The following is a 21,795-nucleotide window of genomic DNA, read 5'->3' as shown; positions in this document are numbered from 1 at the left end:
CAGGGATCGGCCCGGCTCGGCGGCGAAACGGAGAACGCGAAGGCGTGGCGAGGTGTGGCGAGGTCTGCACGATGGCAGTTCTTCGCACGGGCGCCGACCAGGCCGCACGGATGCGCAGAGCGCATTGTGTGGCCGGGTCGAGCGCACGCAACGGCGATCGGCACAGATGGGTGTCTGTGACGATCGATTCGGGTTCGGGTGTTGCGGGTGCTGCTTCGGGTTTCGCTACTGCCGGGGGCTTGGCAATAGCCCCATTATGTCGGCGAAATGGGGGACTTGTCAGCCCCATTTCGCACGCCGGTCGCAGATGTCCCCCGAAATGGGGTACACCTAGACCCGACGTGGAGCGGCGGGGCCCTCGAGGTCGACGATGACGTCGGCGATTCGCCTCGGGTCGCGCTCGGCGTACGCGAGACGGTCGGCCGGGTCGACCGGGTCGCCTCCGATCGCGATCCGGTAGTCCCACAGCTCGTCGAGGCGCTCGCGCAGCACGAAACGCCCGTCGAGCACGAGGATCGCGTCCGCCGGTCCTGTGATCCATTTCGGCTCGACCCATGCGTCACGGGCCGGGTCGAACACGCGCGTCACGAACGCCGCCGAGCCGCCGAGCCGGAACGGCTCGACGAGCACCCGCCGCAGCGCCGACTCGTCGAAGCCGTAGCGGTAGTACCGCTCGGCCGTATCGTCGCCGAAGACGGCCTGCGCGGCGCGGGAGCGGTGGAAGCCCTCCATGCTCGCGCGGAACACCGTGTGCCCCCGCTCGCCGAGCACCGCCGCGAGATCGTCGGCGAACACGGTTTTCCCGCTCCGGAGCGGCCCGTCGACCGCGACGATCATGCGTCCGCGCCCGTAGTGTTCGACGATCTCGCCCGCGAGTTCGCGGAGGAACGTGACCCTGGGCGTCGTGACGAGGCGCATGCTGCGAGCATAACCCCGGGTCATCCACCGAGGCCTAGGCTGGTCGGATGCCACGACCGGCCGCTCCCGACCTCGCCTCCGCCGTCAACGCATGGTTCGCGGATGCTGCGCGGCCGCTGCCGTGGCGTGCCGCCGAGGTCTCGCCGTGGGCGGCGCTCGTGAGCGAGTTCATGCTGCAGCAGACGCAGGTCGACCGGGTGATCCCCCGTTGGGAGGCCTGGATCCGCCGATGGCCGTCGCCGGCGAGCCTGGCCGCCGAGCCCGCCGCGGAGGCGGTGCGCGCCTGGGACCGGCTCGGGTACCCACGGCGGGCCCTCTGGCTGCATCGAGCGGCCGTCGAGATCGTCGAGCGCCACGACGGCGAGGTGCCGCGCGCGCTCGACGAGCTCCTCGCCCTCCAGGGGGTCGGGCCCTACACCGCCCGCGCGGTGGCGGCGTTCGCCTTCGGCCTGCGGGTGCCCGTCGTCGACACGAACACGAGGCGGGTGATCGCCCGGGCGGTCGACGGCAACGCCGAGCCCGCTCCCCCGTCGACCACGAGGGACCTCGCCGCGATGTCGGCGCTGCTGCCCGATGCCCCGCGCGCGGCGCGGGTGTTCAACGCCGCCGCCATGGAACTCGGGGCGATCGTCTGCACGGCCCGCGCTCCGCGGTGCGCGGACTGCCCGATCCGCGACCGCTGCGCCTGGCTCCGCGCGGGCTCACCGGCCTACGACGGACCGCGCAAGGCGAGGCAGGCCCGGTTCGAGGGCTCCGACCGGCAGGTGCGCGGAATCGTCATGCGCGAGCTCCGTGCCGCGCACCGCCCGGTGACCGGCGACGAGCTCTCGGGGGTCTGGGGCGACGCCGCCCAGCTCGAGCGCGCGATCGCCGGGCTCGTCGCCGACGGGCTCGCCGTCGCGACCGCGGAGGGAATGACGCTGCCCGAGGCCTGACGGCCCCGGGCAACTGCACGTCGACCTCGATCGACGCGAGGTCCTTCCCGACGTCGTCGCGCGCTCAGCGAGCCTCGACGTCGTCGAAGTCGTCCTCGTCGTCGTCGAGCTCGCGCGGCTTCACGTACGGGTCGGGATCGCCCGCGTACTCGGCGGTCGCCGCCGCGGCGAGCATCTCCGCGTCGCGGGTGCGGGCCTCATGCAGCAGATCGGCGATGTGCTGCGCGTTCTCGGGCACCGCGTCGGCGATGAACTCGAGGGTCGGCGTGAGCCGAGCCGTGATATTGCGGCCGACCTCGCTGCGAAGCATCCCGGTCGCGGCCTTCAGTGCGAGCGCCGAGTCGCGGCGCTCCTCATCTGAGCCGTAGACCGTGTAGAAGATGCTCGCATGCTGGAGGTCGCCGGTGACCCGCACATCGGTGATCGTCACGAAGCCGAGACGCGGGTCGCGAAGGCCCTTGTCGAGACGGCGGGCGACGATCTCCTTGATGCGGTCGGCCATCTTCCTGGCGCGTGCCGGATCAGCCATGGGTGGTCAGTGCTCCTTCCGAGCGAAGCCCGGGGCGGCGAGCCGCCCCGGGCCGTTCGGTCACGCGCGAGGCTTCTCGCGCATCTCGATGGTCTCGATCTCGTCGCCGACCTGGATGTCGTTGAACTTGCCGAGGCCGATGCCCGCCTCGAAGTCCGTGCGGACCTCGGTGACGTCGTCCTTGAATCGACGCAGCGACTCGATCGCGAGGTTGTCGCCGACGACGACGCCATCGCGGATGACGCGAGCCTTGGCGTTGCGCGTGATCGTGCCGGAGCGCACGATGACGCCGGCGATGTTGCCGAACTTCGAGGAGCGGAACACCTCGCGGATCTCGGCGACGCCCGACTGGACCTCTTCGTACTCGGGCTTGAGCATGCCCTTGAGCGAGTCCTCGATCTCGTCGATGGCGTTGTAGATCACCGAGTAGAAGCGGATGTCGACGCCCTCGCGAGCGGCGCGCTCGCGCGCCTTCGTGTCGGGGCGCACGTTGAAGCCCACGATGATCGCGTTGTCGATCGTCGCGAGGTTGACGTCGCTCTCGGTGATGGCGCCCACACCGCGGTGCAGGATTCGCAGCTGCACCGAGTCGTCGACCTCGATCTTCATGAGCGACTCTTCGAGCGCCTCGACGGCACCCGACACGTCACCCTTGATGATGAGGTTGAGCGACTCGACCTTGCCCTCTTCGAGGGCACGGGTGAAGTCTTCCAGCGAGATGCGCTTGCGAGCCTTGGCCAGCTGCGCGTTGCGCTCAGCGGCTTCGCGCTTCTCGGCGATCTGACGCGCGGTGCGGTCTTCGTCGGTGACGAGGAAGGTGTCGCCGGCGCGGGGCACGGACGAGAGGCCCTGCACCTGTACGGGGCGCGACGGGGTCGCGGCGAGCACGGGGTCGCCGTTCTCGTCGACCATCGCACGCACGCGGCCGTAGGCGGTGCCTGCGACGATCGCGTCGCCGACCTTCAGCGTGCCCGACTGGATGAGCACGGTCGCAACCGCACCGCGCCCCTTGTCGAGCTTCGCCTCGATGGCGACACCGCGGGCGTCCTTGTTCGGGTTCGCCCGCAGGTCGAGACCGGCGTCGGCGGTGAGGAGCACCGCATCGAGCAGATCCTGGATGCCGATGTTCTCGCGCGCCGAGACGTCGACGAACATGACGTCGCCGCCGTACTCCTCGGCGACGAGGCCGAACTCGGTGAGCTGCTGGCGCACCTTGGCCGGGTTGGCGTCGGGCTTGTCGATCTTGTTCACCGCGACCACGATCGGCACGTTCGCCGACTGGGCGTGGTTCAGCGCCTCGACCGTCTGCGGCATGATGCCGTCGTCGGCCGCGACCACGAGGATCGCGATGTCGGTGACCTGCGCACCACGGGCACGCATGGCGGTGAACGCCTCGTGACCGGGGGTGTCGATGAAGGTGATGGCGCGCTCGATGCCCTCGTGCTCGGTGTGCACCTGGTAGGCGCCGATGTGCTGCGTGATGCCGCCGGCCTCACCCGCCACGACGTTCGCGTTGCGGATCGCGTCGAGGAGTCGGGTCTTACCGTGGTCGACGTGGCCCATGACGGTGACCACGGGCGGACGCTGCTCGAGCACGTCGTCGCCTTCGTCTTCGAGCTCGGCATCGAGGTCGATGTCGAAGCCCTCGAGGAGCTCGCGGTCTTCGTCTTCGGGCGAGACGACCTGGATCTTGTAGCCCAGCTCGGCGCCGAGCACCTCGAAGGTCGCCTCGTCGAGCGACTCGGTCGCGGTCGCCATCTCGCCGAGATGGAACAGCACCGTGACGAGCGAACCGGGGTTCGCGTCGATCTTGTCGGCGAAGTCGGAGATCGAGGAGCCGCGACGCAGGCGGATGACGGTGCTGCCGTCGCCGCGGGGCACGCTCACGCCGCCGAGCGACGGCGCCTCCCGCATCTCGAATTCGGCCCGCTTCGTCCGCTTCGACTTGCGCGACTTCGACTTGCCGCCGCCGCGACCGAAGGCGCCGGCCGTGCCGCCGCCGGGGCCACGACCACGGCCACCGCCGCCCGCGGGACGCGGGCCGCCGAAGCCGGTGCCGGGTGCACCGCCGGGACGCTGGAAGCCGCCACCGCCGCCCGGACGAGCGCCGGCACCGCCGCCTGCACCACCGGGGCGCTGGAAGCCGCCGCCGGGGCGACCGCCCGCACCGGCCGGGCGCGGGGCGCCGGGGCGCGGCGAACCGGGGCGCGGTGCCTGCGGGCGCGGGATGTTGCCGGGGCTCGGGCGCTGGCCCATGCCCTGCGAACTCGAGAACGGGTTGTTGCCCGGGCGCGGCTGCGCGGGGCGCGAGCCCATGCCCTGCGAGCTCGAGAACGGGTTGTTGCCGGGGCGCGGGGCGCCGGGCTTCGGAGCCGGACGCGAGGCCGCGCCACCGGGCTTCGGAGCCGACGAACCGGGCTTGACGGCGTCGCTCGCGGCGGCGGGCGCCTCGGCGGCCTTCTCGGCGGCGGCCTGCGCCGCCTTCTCCTCGGCCTGGGCCTGGCGCTCGGCGACGGTGAGCGGCGCATCGGCAGGGGCCGCGGGGGCGGGCGGGGCCGCCGACTCGGGCTCTGGCTCGGCGACGGGCTTCGGAGCCGGCTTGGGGCCGGGCTTCGCGCCCGGCTTCGCCGCGGGCTTCGCCGGCGCGGCGGGGGCCTGCGCGGGGGCGGCCTGCGCGGCAGCGCCGGCAGCCTCGAGCGCCGCCTTCAGGCGACGCGCGACGGGGGGTTCGATGGACGACGAGGGTCCCTTGACGTACTCGCCCATCTCCTTGAGCTTCTCAAGGGCGATCTTGCTGTCGACACCGAGTTCGGATGCGATCTCGTGTACGCGTGGTTTGGCAGCCACTTCTCTCCTGTTCCGGGCCTGCGCCCGGACAGGGGCAGACCATCAATGGCGGACGGGACTCATTTCGAGCCGCTCATCAGTTGTCACTCATTGGTCATCACTCGTGGGTTCAGCCTGTTCTCTACGTTGCCGGTGTCCACCTCGCCGCGAAGCCGGAGCGCTCGCCCGAAGGCGCGCTTCCGAACGGCGAGGCGGTAGCACTCGAGTGTCGGATGCAGCCACGCACCCCTGCCCGGAAGCACAGCCGTGACATCGGCCACGACGTGGGAATTCTGGGAGACGACCCTCAGAAGCGAGGATCGCGGGGCGCGCGAACGGCAACCGATGCACGTTCTGACAGGTTCCATCTTACACTCTGCGCTCATGGCCGCCGACGCGGCGGGCGGACGTCGCGCGAACGACCCGCGGCGGATCAGCCCTGCTCGAGGATCGAATCGGGCTGGATGTCGATCTTCGCACCGGTCAGCTTGGCGGCCAGACGCGCGTTCTGACCCTCCTTGCCGATCGCGAGCGACAGCTGGTAGTCGGGGACGAGCGCACGGACCGCACGCGTCGCCTCGTCGATGATGTACGCGCTCGTCACCTTCGCCGGGCTCAAGGCGCTCGCGACGAACGTCGCGAGATCGTCGGACCAGTCGACGATGTCGATCTTCTCGGCGCCGAGTTCGGCGGTGACCGCCCTGACGCGCTGGCCGAGCTCGCCGATGGCTGCGCCCTTCGCGTTCACGCCGGGCTGGTTCGCGCGAACCGCGATCTTCGTGCGGTGACCGGCCTCGCGGGCGAGCGAGACGATCTCGACGACGCCGTTCGCGATCTCGGGCACCTCGAGCGCGAAGAGCTTGCGCACGAGCGCGGGGTGCGTGCGCGAGACCGTGATCGACGGGCCCTTCGTGCCCTTCGAGACGCTCGTCACGTAGACCCGGATGCGCTGACCGTGCGGATACTCCTCACCCGGGACCTGCTCTTCGGGCGGCAGCATCGCCTCGACGGTGCCGAGGTCGACGTGCACCATGCGCGGGTTCGGGCCCTGCTGGATGATGCCGGCGACGATGTCGCCCTCGCGCCCGCGGAACTCGCCGAGCACCGCGTCGTCGGCGATGTCGCGGAGGCGCTGCATGATGACCTGCTTCGCTGCGAACGCGGCGATGCGGCCGAAGTCGCTCGGGGTGTCTTCGCTCTCGCCGATGACCTCGCCCTCTTCATCGAGTTCGGGGACGAAGATCGAGACGTGACCCGACTTGCGATCGAGTTCGGCGCGGGCCCCCGTGGGGTTGGCGTGGCCGTGCAGCGTCGGATTCTGGTGCTTGAGGTAGGCCATCAGGATCGCCTGCTCGATGATCTGCACCAGTTCTTCGAACGGGATCTCTTTCTCGCGCTCCACCATGCGAAGCATGCTGAGGTCGATATCCATCGCCGGCCTCCTCTATTCAGCTCTCATGCCGCACACCTCGGAGCGGACACTCTACGGTACCGGATGCCGGGGCCTCCGAGTACCCGCGATGCCGGGTTCAGCCGTCGACGGCGGGCACCGCGGGCGGCGTCGCGTCGGCCGGCGCCGACGGCAGCGCGTTGAGCGCGCGGATGAGCCGGTGCAACTCCCCCACGCGGTGCTGATCGGGCTCGAGGACGACCCGGGGCAGGCCGAGCGCGTCGCCGTCGTCGCGCTCGGGGCGGAGCGGCTCGGTCCGTTCGATGCGACCGGCCGCGAGCAGCTCGCCGAACCGTTCGTTCAGCACATCGATCTCCTCGTCGCCCGGCAGCGCGTTGAGGCGCAGCACCAACCGGTTCCCGACCCACCGCAGTGAATCGTAATTGCGCCAGAACCCGGTGATCTCCGCGGCCGCGGCCTCGACCGAATCGGTGATGAGCACGCGATCGAGGTCGTCGCGGTTGATGAGTCCCGCGGGGACGAGGGAGTCGTCCACGAAGCGCTCGAGCCCCTCCCAGAACCCGACACCCGGCGCGTCGAGCAACACGATCGGCATCGGCTCGGCCTTGCCCGTCTGCTGCAGGGTCAGCAGCTCGAAGGTCTCGTCGAGCGTGCCGAAGCCGCCCGGGAGGCAGACGAAGCCGCGCGACTCCTTCACGAGCATGAGCTTGCGGGTGAAGAAGTACTTCATCGCCACCCGGCTCGCCGCGGCGATCGCCTCGTTCGGCACCTCCTCGAAGGGCAGTCGGATCGAGACCCCGAGTGCCCGCCCCGGCCCCGCGCCCGTCGTCGCGGCCTCCATGATGCCGGGCCCGGCACCGGTCACGACCATCCATCCGTCGGCGGCGAGCGCGGCCGCCACGTCCTGCGCCTGCCGGTAGAGCGGGTCGCTCGGCGAGGTGCGCGCCGAACCGAAGACCGTCACCTTCGGCACCCGTGAATAGGGTGCGAACAGCCGGAACGCGTCTCGCATCTCCTCGAGCGCCGAGGCGGTGATCTTCAGGTCGAGGCGCCGCGTGCCGTCGGTGCCGAGCCGGAGACCGGCGAGCAGGATGCGTTCGACGAGACCGCGATTCACACGGATGCCTGCGTCGTCGAGCAGGGCGTCGACGCCCTCGAGGAGTTCGGCCGGGAGCGTCTCATCGACGTGCCCGGATGGCTGCATGGTCATGCCCCCACCCTCCCACGGTGAGCGGCCTCGAACGGCGAGCGGATGCCGCGCGGCCCCCGCCGCGCGACATCCGCTCTCATCGCCGCGCCCCCACGCGGCGTGGCCGGAACCGCGCCCCCACGCGGCATCCGGTCGCCTCGTCGTGCCTCATGGCGCCCCTACCCGCGCCACACCTGCACCACCGACGGGCGCGGCGCGGCGACCGCGCCGGGCGCCGTCGAACCGTAGTCGGGGAAGCGCGACGTCGGAGCGCCGAACGCGCCCTCTTCACCCGGGTGCTGCACCGCCACGAACACGACGCCCTCCTCCGCCCGGATCACCGGGCCGCAGGTCTCGGCGTCGCGCGGCACCGAGAGGAACTGCTGCACGTGCCCGCGCTCGGGGCCCTCGAGCGGGACCTTGAACAGGCCGTCGTTCTTGCGGATCGTCGACGGCGCGCCGTCGGTCGAGATCCAGAGATTGCCCTCGGTGTCGAACGCGACGTTGTCGGGGCACGAGATCGGCGAGACCTGCTCCTTCGGGTAGCCGGCGAAGTAGGTCTGCGTGATCGAGGCCGGGTCGCCGCAGAGCAGCAGAATGCTCCAGGCGAACCGTTCGCCCGATTGCCCGCGCAGCTCGGTGAGCTCGATGACGTGCCCGTCGCGGTTCGTCGCACGCGGGTTCGGCTCGTCGACGGGCGGCCGGCCCGCGGTGCCGCGCTGGGTGTTGTTCGTGCAGGCGACGTAGACCCGGCCGCTCGTCGGGTGCGGCTCGACGTCCTCGCAGCGGTCCATCTTCGTCGCACCGAGGAGGTCGGCCGCGAGACGCGTGTTCACGAGCACCTCGTCGATCGACATGCCGGGCACAACGCTCCGGCCCTTCCTGGTCAGCGCGATCCACTCCCCCGATCCGTCGAAAGCGCCGTCTGCCGGCAACCGGCCCGTTCCGTCGATGTCGGCGGCGGGCGAGTTGCCCGAGAAGCGGGCGACGAACAGGTCTCCCTCGCTCAGGAGGCGCCGGTTCTGCTTGCGCGCGCCCGGGTTGTCCTTCGGGTTGAACTTGTGCTTCGAGACGAACTTGTAGAGGTAGTCGCCGCGCTCGTCGTCGCCCATGTAGGCGACGGCCCGGCCGTCGTCTGCGATGCGCACGTTCGCGCCCTCGTGCTTGAAGCGGCCCATCGCGGTGTGCTTGACGGGCGTGGACGTCGGGTCCTGCGGGTCGATCTCGACGATGTAGCCGAAGCGGTTGCCCTCGTTCTCGTACCCGGGGGCCGAACCGTCGAACCGAGGGTCCCAGGTCTCCCAGCCGGTCGAGGTCGCCGAGTCGGCGAAGCCGTAACGCTTGCGTGCGGCGGTGTCGGGCGCGGCGCGGAAATAGCCGTTGAAGTTCTCCTCGCCGCTCAGCACGGTGCCCCAGGGCGTCGTGCCCCCGGCGCAATTGCCGAGCGTGCCGTTGACGACGGTGCCGCTCGGGTCGCCCGCCGTCTGCAGGAGGGCCGAGCCGGCGGCCGGCCCCGTGAAGGTGAACTCGCTCTCGACCGTGATGCGGCGGTTGCGGGCGCCGCCGGTGACGATGCGCCACGGCCCGCCGATGCGGTCGCGCGCGACCTCGACGACGGTCATGCCCTGCGCGACCTTGTAGATCTCGCTGCGCCGACGGAGCTCGGCCGGATCGCTCGACGGCGGGAACATGATGCCGGGGTTCACGTACTCGTGGTTCGTGACGAGCACGCCGGTGAGCCCGCCGCGGTCGGCGATCACGTCGAGGTAGTCGTTGTTGTACCCGAACTGGCGTGCCTGGGCCGCTGCACTCTGATCGTGGAGGTCGAAGGCCGGTGCGTCGGCGAAGATCGGGTCGCCCCAGCGCACGAGCGCCTGCCAGCGATACCCCGCCGGCACGGTGAACTCATCGACGAGGTGCGAGACGGGGGCGATCGGTTCGAAGGGCAGGCGGGATGCCGCGGCGGCAGCCGTGCCCGCACCGCGCCCTGCGAACGCTGCCGCGTGGGCGGGTGCCGTCTTCAGCGCGCCCGCCGCGACGAGCGTGAACGCGCCGGCGGCACCGAGGCCGAGCAGCGCGCGCCGGCTGAGCGCCGCAGAGGCGAGCGAGCGGAACTCGGGGTTCGCCGAGGTGTTGCACTCGGGACCGAGGCACGCGTCGGCGCACTTCAAACGGCAGGTCACCGGCGAACGCTTGCCCCTCGCATGGTCGATGATCGGCAGCGAACGGCGGGTCGGGTCGGCCAGGGTCACGGGCGTCCTCACTCTCGGGGTCTCACGACGAGCGTGGGTGCGCAGAGCGACGCGCACGCTGCATCAGGGTGAACGCGCGGTGAAGCTGTGGCAAACGCCCGGCGCCGCGGTTCGCGCGGCGCGGTTCGCGCGGCGCGGTTCGCGCGGCGCGGTTCGCGCGGCGCGGCGCGCCTCCAGCACAATGGATGCCGCGGCGGGTGCGCCGCCACGACCGGCACGAGGAGCAGTCATGGGCAGGCAACGCACGAAGGCGCGCAGCGAACTGAAGAACACGGCGTACGAGATCTTCATCGGCGTGCTGTCGATCCTGTCGATCGTGAATCTCGTATTCGTCTACGCGTTCAGCGCCGACGGAGCGCTCCAACTCATCCTCACGGTCATGAACGCGCTGTTCAGTCTCATCTTCCTCGGCGATTTCATCTACCGCATGGCAACGGCGCCCTCGGCGGCTCGCTACTTCTTCCGCGGGTTCGGCTGGGCCGACCTGCTCGCGAGCCTGCCCTTCCCGCAACTCAAGGTGCTGCGGATCTTCCGTCTGCTGCGCGTCGTTCGGCTCATGCGCGACGTCGGTCCGCGCAGGATCTGGTACACGCTCGTCCACGACCGCGCGAACAGCACCCTGATGACGCTCTTGCTGCTCGGCGTCTTCGTGCTGCAGTTCGGCAGCCTCTCGATCCTCGCGGTCGAGGAGCACGCCGACGGTGCGAACATCACGTCCGCCTCCGATGCGCTCTGGTACACGATCGTGACGATCTCCACGGTCGGGTACGGCGATCAGTTCCCGGTCACGAACTCCGGGCGCACGCTCGGCGCCGTCATCATCATCGTCGGCGTCGGAATCTTCGGCACGTTCACCGGGTATCTGGCCAACCTCTTCCTCGGCCCGCAGCGGGACGGCGACGACGCCTCCGCGAGCGAGGTGCCGGCGGCCGTCACGGCCGACTCGTCCGCCGACCTCGCGGGTGCCGCGGCGAGCGGGGTCGCAGCCGGCGCGCTCTCCGGAGCGGTGGCCGCCGGATCGAACGCCGACACGGCGGGCGACGCCGCCGACCCGGGGAGTTCACCGGGACTCGCGGATGCAGAGCTCCACCGGCGTCTCGCTGCGCTTCTCGAGCAGTCGGAGCAGGCGTCCGCGGAGCTGCGCCGGCTCCTGGCCGGCGCGGCCCGGGAGGACTGACCCGGCGATATCCAGAGGTTTTCGCCTGACCACGCCCGCCGCCCGGCAGGGGACGGCGCGCCACCGACGGGCGCGGGGATCTCGCTCGGCATACTGACGGGATGGATCTCCTCAACGCATGGGTGCTCGCCGCGGGCGACACGCTCTGGACCTGGATCGTGCTCCCGCTGGTCGCCGGCCTCGGCCTGTACTTCACCGCGCGATCCGGAGTGGTCCAGTTCCGACTGATCCCCGAGATGCTCCGCACGCTGACCGACAAGACCCCCCGAGACGCCTCGGGCGAACCGCAGTCCGTGTCGGCGTTCCAGGCGTTCACGATCTCGGCGGCCTCGCGCGTCGGCGTCGGGAACATCGCCGGCGTCGGCACGGCGATCGCGATCGGCGGGCCGGGGGCGATCTTCTGGATGTGGGTGATGGCGTTCATCGGCGGCGCCTCGAGCTTCGTGGAGTCCACGCTCGGCCAGTTGTTCAAGGTGCGCGACCGCGACGGGTTCCGCGGCGGACCCGCGTACTACATGGAGCGCGGCCTCAGGGCGCGCTGGATGGGGATCCTCTTCGCACTCATCCTGATCGTCTGCTTCCCGTTCGCCTTCTCGTCGCTGCAGGCGAACACCATCAGCGCGGCGGTCTCGTCGACGGTCGCGCCCGAAGGTGCACCGGGCTGGATCCCCTGGGTCGTCGGCGTCGCGCTCGCCGCGCTCACGGCGCTCGTCGTCTTCGGCGGTGTGCGCCGCATCGCGTCGGTGACGCAGGCGGTGGTTCCGCTCATGGCGCTGCTCTACCTGCTGCTCGGCCTCGTGATCGTGGCGCTCAACCTCACGCGCTTCCCCGAAGTGTTCGCCTCGATCTTCACGCAGGCGTTCGGGTTCAACGAGGTCCTCGGCGCGACGCTCGGCACGATCGTGCTCACGGGCGTCAAGCGCGGCATGTTCTCGAACGAGGCAGGGCTCGGCTCCGCTCCGAACGCGGGCGCGAGCGCAGCGGTGACACACCCGGTCAAGCAGGGGCTCGTGCAGACCCTGGGCGTCTACTTCGACACCTTCCTCGTCTGCTCGATCACGGCGTTCATCATCCTGGTCTCCGACCCCGACCTCGAGAACGCCACCAGGGGCATCGGGCTCACGCAGAACGCGATCGTGAGCAATCTCGGCGCGTGGTCGAGCATCCTGCTGACGGTGATCGTGTTCCTGCTCGCGTTCAGTTCGATCCTCGGCAACTACTACTACGGCGAATCGAACATCGAGTTCATCAGCTCCCGTCGCTCGATCCTCACGAGCTACCGGGTCCTCGTCGTCGTCGCGATCCTCGTCGGCTCCGTCGCGTCCTCCGATCTCATCTGGAACACGGCCGATGGCATCATGGGGCTGATGGCGCTCGTCAACCTCATCGCGATCGCGCTGCTGTCGGGCATCGCGTTCAAGCTGCTGCGCGACTACACGCGGCAACGACGCGAAGGACGCAACCCGGTCTTCACCCGAGACCTGCTGCCCGAGGTCACGGGCATCGAGTGCTGGGAGGACGAGCTGACCGTCACGGGGCCCATCGACGTCGCGACCCTTCGGCACGAGGCCGAGAAGCACCGCGACCACCTGCACGACGACCGCCGCTGACACGCCGGCGGGGTGCGCCCCGGGCACACCCCGCCGAGCGTTCGACCGGTCAGCCCTGCAGCGCGGCGACGACGCCGTCGAGCGGCACCTGCGTGCGCTCGCCCGTCGCACGATCCCAGACCTCGACGACGCCGTCGGCGACGCCGCGCCCGACGATCACGATCTTCGGCACGCCGATGAGCTCGGCATCGCCGAACTTCACACCGGGCGACACCTTCGGGCGGTCGTCGTACAGCACCTCGTAGCGCTCACCCTCGAGCTCGGCGACGATCCGCTCCGCAGCCTCGAACACCGCCTCGTCCTTGCCGGTCGCGACGACGTGCACGTCGAACGGGGCGACGGCGGGAGGCCAGATGAGGCCCTTGTCGTCGTTGTGCAGCTCGGCGATGATCGCGAGGATGCGGGTGATGCCGATGCCGTACGAGCCCATCGTGACCGTCACGAGCTTGCCGTTCTCATCGAGCACCTTGAGCCCGAGCGCCTCGGCGTACTTGCGGCCGAGCTGGAACACGTGTCCGATCTCCATGCCGCGGGCCAGCTCGACCGGGCCCGAGCCGTCGGGCGCGGGGTCGCCGGCGCGCACATCGGCGATGTCGACGATGCCGTCGGCGGTGAAGTCGCGACCGGCGACGAGCGACAGCACGTGCTTCTCGTGCAGGTTGGCGCCGGTCACCCAAGCCGTGCCGTCGACGACGCGCGGGTCGACGAGGAAGCGGATGCCGCTCGTCGACTCCTCGCCGAGCACGGGGCCCTCGGGCGACCACGGGCCGATGTAGCCCTTCACGAGCGCGGGGTGCTTCGCGAAGTCGGACTCGGTCGCGGCCTCGACCTCGGCGGGGGCGAACGCCACCTCGGCGCGCTTCATCTCGACGTCGCGGTCGCCGGGCATGCCGACGACGACGAGCTCGCGCGTGCCGCCCGGGTGGGTGAGCGCGAGCACGACGTTCTTCAGCGTGTCGGCCGCGTGCCACGGGCGGTCGGTGCGCGCCTGGTGGTCGTTGACGTGGTCGACGAGGCTCAGGATCGTGGGCGTGTTCGGCGAGTCGAATACGATCGGCGCGGGCTGGCCCTCGATGGGCAGCGCCTCGGGCGCGAGCGTCTCGAACGCCTCGACGTTCGCGGCGTAGCCGCCGGCCGAGCGCACGAAGGTGTCTTCGCCTACGGGTGTGGGGTGCAGGAACTCCTCGCTCTTCGAACCGCCCATGGCGCCCGCGTCGGCCTTGACGATGACATGCTCGAGCCCGAGGCGCGTGAAGATGCGCTCGTAAGCGTCGCGCTGGGCCTGGTACGAGACGTCCAGCCCCTCGTCCGAGATGTCGAAGGAGTAGGCGTCCTTCATCGTGAATTCGCGACCACGCAGGAGGCCCGCGCGGGGGCGCGCCTCGTCGCGGTACTTGTCCTGGATCTGGTAGATCGAGAGCGGCAGGTCCTTGTACGACGAGTACAGGTCTTTCACGAGCAGCGTGAAGACCTCCTCGTGCGTCGGCGCGAGCAGGTAGTCGGAGCCCTTGCGGTCCTGGAGGCGGAAGAGCGCCTCGCCGTACTCGGTCCACCGGTTCGTGACCTCGTAGGGCTCGCGCGGCAGGAGCGCCGGGAAGTGCACCTCGTGCGCTCCCGCGTTCTCCATCTCCTCGCGCACGATGCGCTCGATCTTCGCCTTGACCCGGAGGCCGAGCGGCAGCCATGCGAACACGCCCGGCGCCTGGCGGCGGATGTAGCCGGCGCGCACGAGCAGCTTGTGGCTCGCGACCTCGGCGTCGGCGGGGTCTTCGCGGAGCGTACGGAGGAAGTAGTTCGAGAGGCGTGTGGGCACCCGACGATTCTACTGAGCGCGATGGACGCCGTGAGGCATCCGGCACTCGCGAACGCCTCGTAGGCTGGGGCCCATGCCGACCCGCCGCCCGCATCTCACCGAATCCGTCGCGCAGAGCGAGCTGGCCGAATCGCTCGCGGCGCTCCGCGCCTCGCTCGAGCTGCCGGAGGCGTTCGCCCCCGAGGTGCTCGCCGAGGCCGAAGCGGTATCAGCGGCCGCGCCCGCCGCCGATCTCCGCGAGCTCCCGTTCGCGACCATCGACCCCGCGGGGTCGACCGACCTCGACCAGGCGATGCATCTCGAACGGCTCGGCGACGGTTACCTCGTGCACTACGCGATCGCCGACGTCCCTGCGTTCGTCACCCCGGGCGGTACCGTCGACCTCGCGGCGCGCGAGCGCGGGCAGACGCTCTACGCCGTCGACGGCCGCATTCCGCTGCACCCGCCCCTCATCGGCGACGACCGCGCGTCGCTCCTGCCGGGTGTCGACCGCACGGCCTTCGTCTGGCGTTTCGAGCTCGCCGGCGACGGCGCGATCGCCGGCACCCGGCTCGAGCGCGCCCTCATTCGCTCGAGGGCACGGCTCGACTACCCAGGTGCGCAGTCGCTCATCGACGCCGGCGACCCCGATGCTCCCGTCGCCCTGCTGGGCGAGATCGGCCGGGCCCGCATCGAGCAGGAGCGGCTCCGCGGGGGCGCGAGCCTCAACACCCCCGACGAGGAGATCGTGCGCCGCGACGGCGGCTACGACCTGCTCCGGCGGATGCCGTTGCCCGTGGAGGACTGGAACGCCCAGCTCTCGCTCATGACGGGCATGGCCGCGGCCTCGATCATGCTCGACGCCGGGGTCGGGGTGCTGCGCACGATGCCCGCCCCGGAGCGCGAGCGGCTCGCCGCGTTCCGACGGCAGACCGAAGCACTCGGATGCCCCTGGCCCGACCGACTCTCGTACGGCGAGTTCCTGCGCGGCCTCGACCGGAGCGACCCGCTCGCCCTCGCCGTGCTGCAAGCGGCGAGCGGGCTCTTCCGCGGGGCCGGCTACGTCTCGTTCGACGGCATTCCGCCGGCCGAGACCGAGCAGGCGGCCCTCGCAGCGCCGTACGCGCATGTGACGGCCCCGATCCGCCGACTCGTCGACCGATGGGGACTCGTCGTGTGCGAGGCGGTCGCCGCCGGGCGCGAGGTGCCCGGCTGGGCGCGTGACTCGCTCGCCGCACTTCCCGCGATCATGGCCGCGTCCGCGCAGCGCGCCGCTCAGCTCGATTCCGGGTCGATCGCCCGGGTCGAGGCGGCACTCCTCCACGACCGCATCGGCGAGCGCTTCACCGCGACGGTGCTCGAGTTGCGCGGCGAACGCGCGGTGTTCCAGCTCGAGACCCCGGCCGTCACCGCGAACTGTCCGGCGCCTGTCGGTGCGCGCGCCGGTAGCACGATCGAGGTCGACCTCGAGGCTGCCGACATCGGCAGCGGATCTGTGCGTTTCAGCGCGGTCTGAGACCGTGCTCGACCGAGTCGTGCAGCCCGAGGCGCGCGACGCTCGGCCGGCCGAGGCGACTACGGGGTGACGACGGTCGGCGAGCCGACGGGGGCATCGGCGCCCATCTCGTCGGCGATGCGGTTCGCCTCGGCGATGAGCGTCGCGACGATCTCCGACTCGGGCACCGTCTTGATGACCTCGCCCTTCACGAAGATCTGCCCCTTGCCGTTGCCCGAGGCGACGCCGAGGTCGGCCTCGCGGGCCTCGCCCGGGCCGTTGACGACGCAGCCCATCACGGCGACGCGAAGCGGCACGCTCATGCCCTCGAGCCCGTCGGTGACGTCGTTCGCGAGCTTGTACACGTCGACCTGCGCGCGCCCGCACGAGGGGCACGAGACGATCTCGAGCTTGCGTTCGCGGAGGTTCAGCGACTGCAGGATCTGGAGGCCGACCTTCACCTCTTCGACCGGCGGCGCACTCAGCGAGACCCGGATCGTGTCGCCGATGCCCTCGCCGAGGAGGATGCCGAACGCGGTCGCCGACTTGATCGTGCCCTGGAACGCAGGGCCCGCCTCGGTCACGCCGAGGTGCAGCGGCCAGTCGCCCCGCTCGGCGAGCATGCGGTACGCCTTCACCATCACGATGGGGTCGTTGTGCTTCACCGAGATCTTGAAGTCGTGGAAGTCGTGCTCCTCGAAGAGCGAGGCCTCCCACACGGCCGACTCGACGAGCGCCTCGGGCGTCGCCTTGCCGTACTTCTGCAACAGGCGCGGGTCGAGCGAGCCGGCGTTCACGCCGATGCGGAGCGAGACGCCCGCCTCTTTCGCGCGGCGGGCGATCTCGCCGACCTGGTCGTCGAACTTGCGGATGTTGCCCGGGTTCACGCGGACCGCCGCGCAGCCCGCGTCGATCGCGGCGTACACGTAGTTCGGCTGGAAGTGGATGTCGGCGATGACCGGGATCTGGCTCTTCTTCGCGATGATCGGCAGCGCCTCGGCGTCGTCGCGGCTCGGCACGGCGACGCGCACGATGTCGCAGCCGGAGGCCGTGAGCTCGGCGATCTGCTGCAGGGTCGCGTTGATGTTCGTCGTCGGCGTCGTCGTCATCGACTGCACGCTCACCTGGGCGTCGCCACCGACGAGCACCTTGCCCACCTTGATCTGGCGCGACTTGCGTCGAGGAGCCAGGACTTCGGGGATTTTCGGCATTCCGAGATTCACTGCAGGCACGAGGCAAGTCTAGTTGCGCTCGCTCGGGCGTTGGCCGAGAGCGGATGCCTCGGGGCTGCCCGTCACCGGATGGTGCGGGAGGTGTCGAGGGGCGGCTCGGTCGCGGCGACCGCCTCCTCGACGGTGACGCCGGGCGCGCATTCGACGAGCACGAGCCCGTCGGGAGTGACGTCGATGACGGCGAGGTCGGTGATGATGCGGTGCACCACCCCGCGACCGGTGAGCGGCAGCGAGCAGTCGTTCACGATCTTCGGCGAGCCGTCCTTCGCGACGTGCTCCATGAGCACGATGACCCTGCGTGCGCCGTGCACGAGATCCATCGCACCGCCGGGACCCTTCACCATCTTCCCGGGGATCATCCAGTTGGCGAGGTCGCCGGCGGCGGAAACCTGCATGGCGCCGAGGATGGCGGCGTCGATCTTGCCGCCGCGGATCATGCCGAAGCTCTGCGCCGAGTCGAAATAGGCGGCGCCGGGCAGCACCGTCACGGTCTCCTTACCTGCGTTGATGAGGTCGGGGTCGACCTCGGCCTCGCTCGGGTACGGCCCGACACCGAGGATGCCGTTCTCGGACTGCAGCACGACGGTCACCCCGTCGGGCACGTAGTTCGGCACGAGCGTGGGCAGGCCGATGCCGAGGTTCACGTACGAGCCGTCGGCGAGTTCGCGGGCGGCCCTAGCCGCCATCTCGAGTCTCGTGAGCGCCATCTCAGTTCCCCTCTCGCACCGTGCGGCGTTCGATGCGCTTCTCGATGTCGGGGCCGACGACGACGACGCGGTCGACGTAGACGCCCGGCAGGTGCACCGCGTCGGGGTCGAGCTCGCCGGCTTCGACGAGTTCCTCGACCTGGGCGATGCACGTACGACCCGCCATCGCCGCGAGCGGGGAGAAGTTGCGCGCCGACTTGTCGAAGACGAGGTTGCCGTGACGATCGCCCTTCAGGGCGTGCACGAGGGCGAAGTCGGTGGTGATCGCCTCTTCGAGCACGAACTCGCGCGGCGAGCCCGCGAACTCGAAGGTCTGCACCGGCTTCTCGGGGCTCGCGACGGCGATCGTGCCGTCGGCGTGGTATCTGCGGGGCAGCCCGCCCTCGGCGACCTGCGTGCCGACGCCCGTCTGCGTGAAGAACGCGGCGATGCCGCTCCCCCCGGCGCGGAGCTTCTCGGCGAGGGTGCCCTGCGGCGTGAGCTCGAGCTCGAGCTCGCCCGAGAGGTACTGGCGCTCGAACTCCTTGTTCTCGCCGACGTACGAGGAGGTCATCTTGGCGATGCGCTGCTTCGCGAGCAGCACGCCGAGCCCCCAGTCGTCGACGCCGCAGTTGTTCGAGACGACGGAGAGCCCGTCGACGCCGGCATCGAGCAGTGCCTGGATGAGCACCATCGGGATGCCGCAGAGCCCGAACCCCCCGACGGCGAGACTCGCTCCTGAGGGGATGTCGGCGACCGCTTCTCGGGCGGACTCGACGACTTTGTCGAGTGTCATGGGGCGACCTCCGTGTCGACGCTGAGCACTCCGGCTGATTCCGCCGGTGAATACTCACTAACTGAATCGTAGAATGGTCATGATCCGCAAGAGCATCCCTTGAACGAAGGAGTCCAGGAGACATGAGCATCCCCGACGTCGTCATCATCGCGGGGGCCCGCACCCCGTTCGCCCGCATCAACGGCGACCTCGCCGCCCGGAATGCGGTCGAACTCGGCACGGTGGCCATCCGCGGCGCGCTCACGAAGGCCGGCGTCTCCCCCGACGACGTCGACGCCGTCATCATGGGCCAGGTCCTCCAGGCCGGAGCTGGGCAGAACCCCGCCAAGCAGTCCGCCGTCGCCGCCGGCATCCCGTGGCGAGTGCCCGCGACCACGCTCAACAAAGTCTGCCTCTCGGGTCTCGTCGCGATCACCGATGCCGCCCGGCTCATCCGCCTCGGCGAGGCCGACGTCGTGGTCGCCGGCGGCCAGGAGTCGATGACGAACGCACCGCACCTGCTGCCGGACTCGAGGGCCGGTCACGTCTACGGCAGCGTCGAACTCCTCGACCACGCCGCCCACGACGGGCTCACCGACGCCTTCGACCACGAGTCGATGGGCGCCTCGACCGAGCGTTTCAACGGCCGCTACGGCATCGGCCGCACCGAACAAGACGAGATCGCCGCCGCGTCGCACGTGCGCGCGGGTGCCGCGCAGGCCTCTGGCGTCTTCGCCGACGAGATCGTGCCGGTCGAGATCCCCCAGCGCAAGGGTGCGCCCGTCGTCGTGTCCGACGACCAGGGCGTGCGCCCCGACTCGACCGTCGAGGTGCTCGCGAACCTCCGCCCCGCGTTCACCGCAGAGGGCACGATCACCGCGGGCAACTCCTCGCCGCTCTCCGACGGCGCCGCGGCCGTCGTGGTCGCGAGCCGCGAGTGGGCCGAGTCTCGTGGCCTGCCCTGGCTCGCGATCGTCGGCGCCGCGGGCCAGGTCGCCGGCCCCGACAACTCGCTGCACTCGCAGCCCTCGAACGCCATCGCAGCCGCCCTCGAGAAGGGCGGGCTCGAGGCATCCGCCCTCGACGTCGTCGAAATCAACGAGGCCTTCGCCGCCGTCTCGCTGCAGTCGGCGCGCGACCTCGAACTCGACCTCGAGAAGGTCAACGCCCACGGCGGCGCCATCGCCCTCGGCCACCCGATCGGAGCCTCGGGCGCCCGGCTCGCCCTGCATGCGGCGCTCGAACTGTCGCGTCGCGGCAGCGGGAATGCGGCGGTCGCCCTCTGCGGCGGCGGCGGTCAGGGCGAGGCGCTGCTGCTGAGCCGCTGACGAGCACGGTGACCGATGGGCGAAGCGTCTCGAGACGCTCCTTCGTCGCTCCTCGACCAGCGGATCCCTCGCTCCTCGGCCGGCCGGCGGCTACCCGCCCGGCCTGCTCGCCCGCAGCACGCTCAGGGGGCCATGGGCGGCCGCCGGTCTCGCCATGGTCGCCCGCGGGGGCCCGCCCCGGTTCGCGGCGGGGTTGCGTGAATCGGGCACGGCCCGATCGTAGCCCCACGCCAGTGCGCAGGCATCGGCCCGGCGGCGACTCATCGCCTACTCCACCGGGAGTACGGAACGTCCCCGGGATCAGAGCAGCGACACCGGCTTCACGATGTCGGCGTAGATGAGCAGTGCGCTCATCGCGCCGAAGATGACGACCACGCCGAGCGTGATCGGCATGAGCTTCGCGAGATCGACGGGGCCGGGGTCTGGTCGGCGGAACAGCTTCGCGAAGCCTCGGCGAATGGCCTCCCACAGGGCGCCCGCGATATGACCGCCGTCGAGCGGCAGCAGCGGGATGAGGTTGAAGACGAAGAGCATGGTGTTCAGCGCCGCGAGGATTCCGACCATCCATGCGGCCTTGTCGACGACTTCAACACTGTCGAGGGCAGCCACCTCTCCGGCTGCTCGTCCGACGCCGACGAGCGACAGCGGGCCGTTCGGGTCACGCTCCTCGGGGCCGAACGCGGCCTGCGCGACGTCGACCATGCGCTGCGGCAGATTCAGAATGATGCCCGCAACGGCGTTCATCTGTTGGCCCACGGCCGGGAGCACAGCAGTGACGGGCTGCTGCACCTTCTCGAGCATCGTCCCGATGCCGACGAAGCCGGCCTGCACGGTGCGGGGCTCGCCCGAGGCATCCGTGACGACCTCGCCGTTCTCGTCGAGCACGTACCGTTCGCTCAGCATCGGGGTGACCGTGAGGGTGAGCTCTTCGCCGTCGCGTTCGACGACGAGGTCGACGGGTTCGCCCGGGTGCTCGCGGATGATCTCGGTCGACTCGGTCCAGCTCTCGATGGGTTCGCCCGCGACCGAGACGATGCGGTCGCCCGGCTCGATGCCGGCGGCGGCCCCCGGTGCCGCCGGATCGCCCGGCTCGCAGGTCTGACGTTCGCTCGTCGCCGACAGCGCGCACGCCGAGACCGAACCGACGGTCGTCGAGGCCTGCGCCGTGCCGAAGCCCATGAGCAGCACCCCGAAGAGCACGACGGCGAGCAGCAGGTTCATGAACGGCCCGCCGAACATGACGATGATGCGCTTCCACACCGGCAGGCGGTAGAACGCTCGCTCCTCATCGCCGGCGCCGATCGACTCGGCGCTCGAGTCGCGCGCGTCCTGCACGAGCCCACGGAAGAATCCCGTCGAGTCCTCGTGGGCGCGCTCGCCCTTCGCCGGCGGGAACATGCCGATCATCGAGATGTAGCCGCCGAGCGGGATCGCCTTGACGCCGTACTCGGTCTCACCCTTGCGCCGCGACCAGATCGTCGGGCCGAAGCCGATCATGTACTGGGTGACCTTGACGCCGAACAGCTTCGCCGGAACGAGGTGACCGATCTCATGCAGGCCGATCGACACGGCGAGGCCGATCACGATGATGGCGACGCCGATCACGAATGCGAGCACGGAATCCACGGTGGACAGCGTAG

At 70.5% G+C, this 21,795-nt stretch carries 17 protein-coding genes; 5 read left to right on the top strand and 12 right to left on the bottom strand.

Annotated elements, in window-relative coordinates; genetic code table 11:
• Positions 1 to 330 precede the first annotated feature (330 nt).
• Positions 331 to 918, bottom strand: a complete 588-nt coding sequence (locus tag H516_RS0104210; RefSeq protein WP_022888472.1) for a nucleoside/nucleotide kinase family protein — start codon at positions 916 to 918, stop codon at positions 331 to 333.
• A 47-nt stretch (positions 919 to 965) separates the two neighbouring features.
• Between H516_RS0104210 and H516_RS0104205 the strand changes: the two genes are divergently transcribed.
• Positions 966 to 1,853: an HhH-GPD family protein gene (locus H516_RS0104205; RefSeq protein WP_022888471.1), complete on the top strand. Its 888-nt coding sequence runs from the start codon at positions 966 to 968 to the stop codon at positions 1,851 to 1,853.
• A 64-nt stretch (positions 1,854 to 1,917) separates the two neighbouring features.
• Here H516_RS0104205 and rbfA read toward each other — a convergent pair whose 3' ends face one another.
• The 6 genes from rbfA to H516_RS0104180 form a co-directional block, all read right to left on the bottom strand.
• Positions 1,918 to 2,382 carry a 30S ribosome-binding factor RbfA gene (rbfA, locus tag H516_RS0104200; protein ID WP_022888470.1) on the bottom strand — a complete coding sequence of 155 codons (465 nt, stop codon included), beginning with the start codon at positions 2,380 to 2,382 and terminating at the stop codon, positions 1,918 to 1,920.
• Between the two features lie 60 nt (positions 2,383 to 2,442).
• The gene (infB, locus tag H516_RS0104195; RefSeq protein ID WP_022888469.1) at positions 2,443 to 5,229 is read right to left on the bottom strand and encodes a translation initiation factor IF-2; all 2,787 of its coding nucleotides are present in this window, start codon (positions 5,227 to 5,229) and stop codon (positions 2,443 to 2,445) included.
• Between the two features lie 83 nt (positions 5,230 to 5,312).
• Positions 5,313 to 5,576 (bottom strand): YlxR family protein, encoded by a 264-nt coding sequence (locus tag H516_RS21540; protein ID WP_084620314.1) that lies wholly within the window; start codon positions 5,574 to 5,576, stop codon positions 5,313 to 5,315.
• A 65-nt stretch (positions 5,577 to 5,641) separates the two neighbouring features.
• Positions 5,642 to 6,640 carry a transcription termination factor NusA gene (gene nusA, locus H516_RS0104190; RefSeq protein ID WP_022888468.1) on the bottom strand — a complete coding sequence of 333 codons (999 nt, stop codon included), beginning with the start codon at positions 6,638 to 6,640 and terminating at the stop codon, positions 5,642 to 5,644.
• A gap of 97 nt (positions 6,641 to 6,737) precedes the next feature.
• Positions 6,738 to 7,829 carry an LOG family protein gene (locus tag H516_RS0104185; RefSeq protein WP_022888467.1) on the bottom strand — a complete coding sequence of 364 codons (1,092 nt, stop codon included), beginning with the start codon at positions 7,827 to 7,829 and terminating at the stop codon, positions 6,738 to 6,740.
• 158 nt (positions 7,830 to 7,987) lie between these two features.
• Positions 7,988 to 10,060, bottom strand: coding sequence for a PhoX family protein (locus tag H516_RS0104180; RefSeq protein WP_022888466.1), 2,073 nt, complete (start codon positions 10,058 to 10,060; stop codon positions 7,988 to 7,990).
• A gap of 229 nt (positions 10,061 to 10,289) precedes the next feature.
• Between H516_RS0104180 and H516_RS18225 the strand changes: the two genes are divergently transcribed.
• Both H516_RS18225 and H516_RS0104170 read left to right on the top strand, forming a co-directional pair.
• Positions 10,290 to 11,237 (top strand): ion transporter, encoded by a 948-nt coding sequence (locus tag H516_RS18225; protein WP_022888465.1) that lies wholly within the window; start codon positions 10,290 to 10,292, stop codon positions 11,235 to 11,237.
• 101 nt (positions 11,238 to 11,338) lie between these two features.
• Entirely contained in the window at positions 11,339 to 12,847 is a 1,509-nt protein-coding gene (locus H516_RS0104170) for an alanine/glycine:cation symporter family protein (RefSeq protein ID WP_022888464.1), read from the top strand.
• 49 nt (positions 12,848 to 12,896) lie between these two features.
• Here the strand turns inward: H516_RS0104170 and H516_RS0104165 are convergent, their stop codons facing one another.
• A complete protein-coding gene (locus H516_RS0104165; protein ID WP_022888463.1) occupies positions 12,897 to 14,660 on the bottom strand; it encodes a proline--tRNA ligase in 1,764 nt (587 codons plus the stop codon).
• A gap of 73 nt (positions 14,661 to 14,733) precedes the next feature.
• On the opposite strand from H516_RS0104165, the gene H516_RS0104160 reads away from it, so the two are divergent.
• A complete protein-coding gene (locus H516_RS0104160; RefSeq protein WP_022888462.1) occupies positions 14,734 to 16,155 on the top strand; it encodes an RNB domain-containing ribonuclease in 1,422 nt (473 codons plus the stop codon).
• A gap of 59 nt (positions 16,156 to 16,214) precedes the next feature.
• On the opposite strand, the gene ispG is transcribed toward H516_RS0104160, so the two are convergent.
• The 3 genes from ispG to H516_RS0104145 all read right to left on the bottom strand — a co-directional run bounded on the left by ispG (position 16,215) and on the right by H516_RS0104145 (position 18,848).
• Positions 16,215 to 17,345, bottom strand: a complete 1,131-nt coding sequence (gene ispG / locus H516_RS0104155; protein ID WP_026378407.1) for a flavodoxin-dependent (E)-4-hydroxy-3-methylbut-2-enyl-diphosphate synthase — start codon at positions 17,343 to 17,345, stop codon at positions 16,215 to 16,217.
• 83 nt (positions 17,346 to 17,428) lie between these two features.
• Entirely contained in the window at positions 17,429 to 18,073 is a 645-nt protein-coding gene (locus tag H516_RS0104150; protein ID WP_022888460.1) for a CoA transferase subunit B, read from the bottom strand.
• 1 nt (position 18,074) lies between these two features.
• Entirely contained in the window at positions 18,075 to 18,848 is a 774-nt protein-coding gene (locus tag H516_RS0104145; protein ID WP_022888459.1) for a CoA transferase subunit A, read from the bottom strand.
• A 122-nt stretch (positions 18,849 to 18,970) separates the two neighbouring features.
• Here H516_RS0104145 and H516_RS0104140 point away from each other — a divergent pair, with 122 nt between their 5' ends.
• On the top strand, positions 18,971 to 20,155 hold the full coding sequence (locus H516_RS0104140; protein WP_022888458.1) for an acetyl-CoA C-acetyltransferase: 1,185 nt from the start codon (positions 18,971 to 18,973) through the stop codon (positions 20,153 to 20,155).
• A gap of 300 nt (positions 20,156 to 20,455) precedes the next feature.
• On the opposite strand, the gene H516_RS0104135 is transcribed toward H516_RS0104140, so the two are convergent.
• Entirely contained in the window at positions 20,456 to 21,781 is a 1,326-nt protein-coding gene (locus H516_RS0104135; protein ID WP_022888457.1) for a M50 family metallopeptidase, read from the bottom strand.
• Between the last annotated feature and the right edge of the window lie 14 nt (positions 21,782 to 21,795).

The sequence above is a fragment of the Agromyces italicus DSM 16388 genome, from assembly GCF_000421545.1.
GTDB lineage: Bacteria > Actinomycetota > Actinomycetes > Actinomycetales > Microbacteriaceae > Agromyces > Agromyces italicus.
This window is presented reverse-complemented; position numbering and strand designations above follow the sequence as displayed.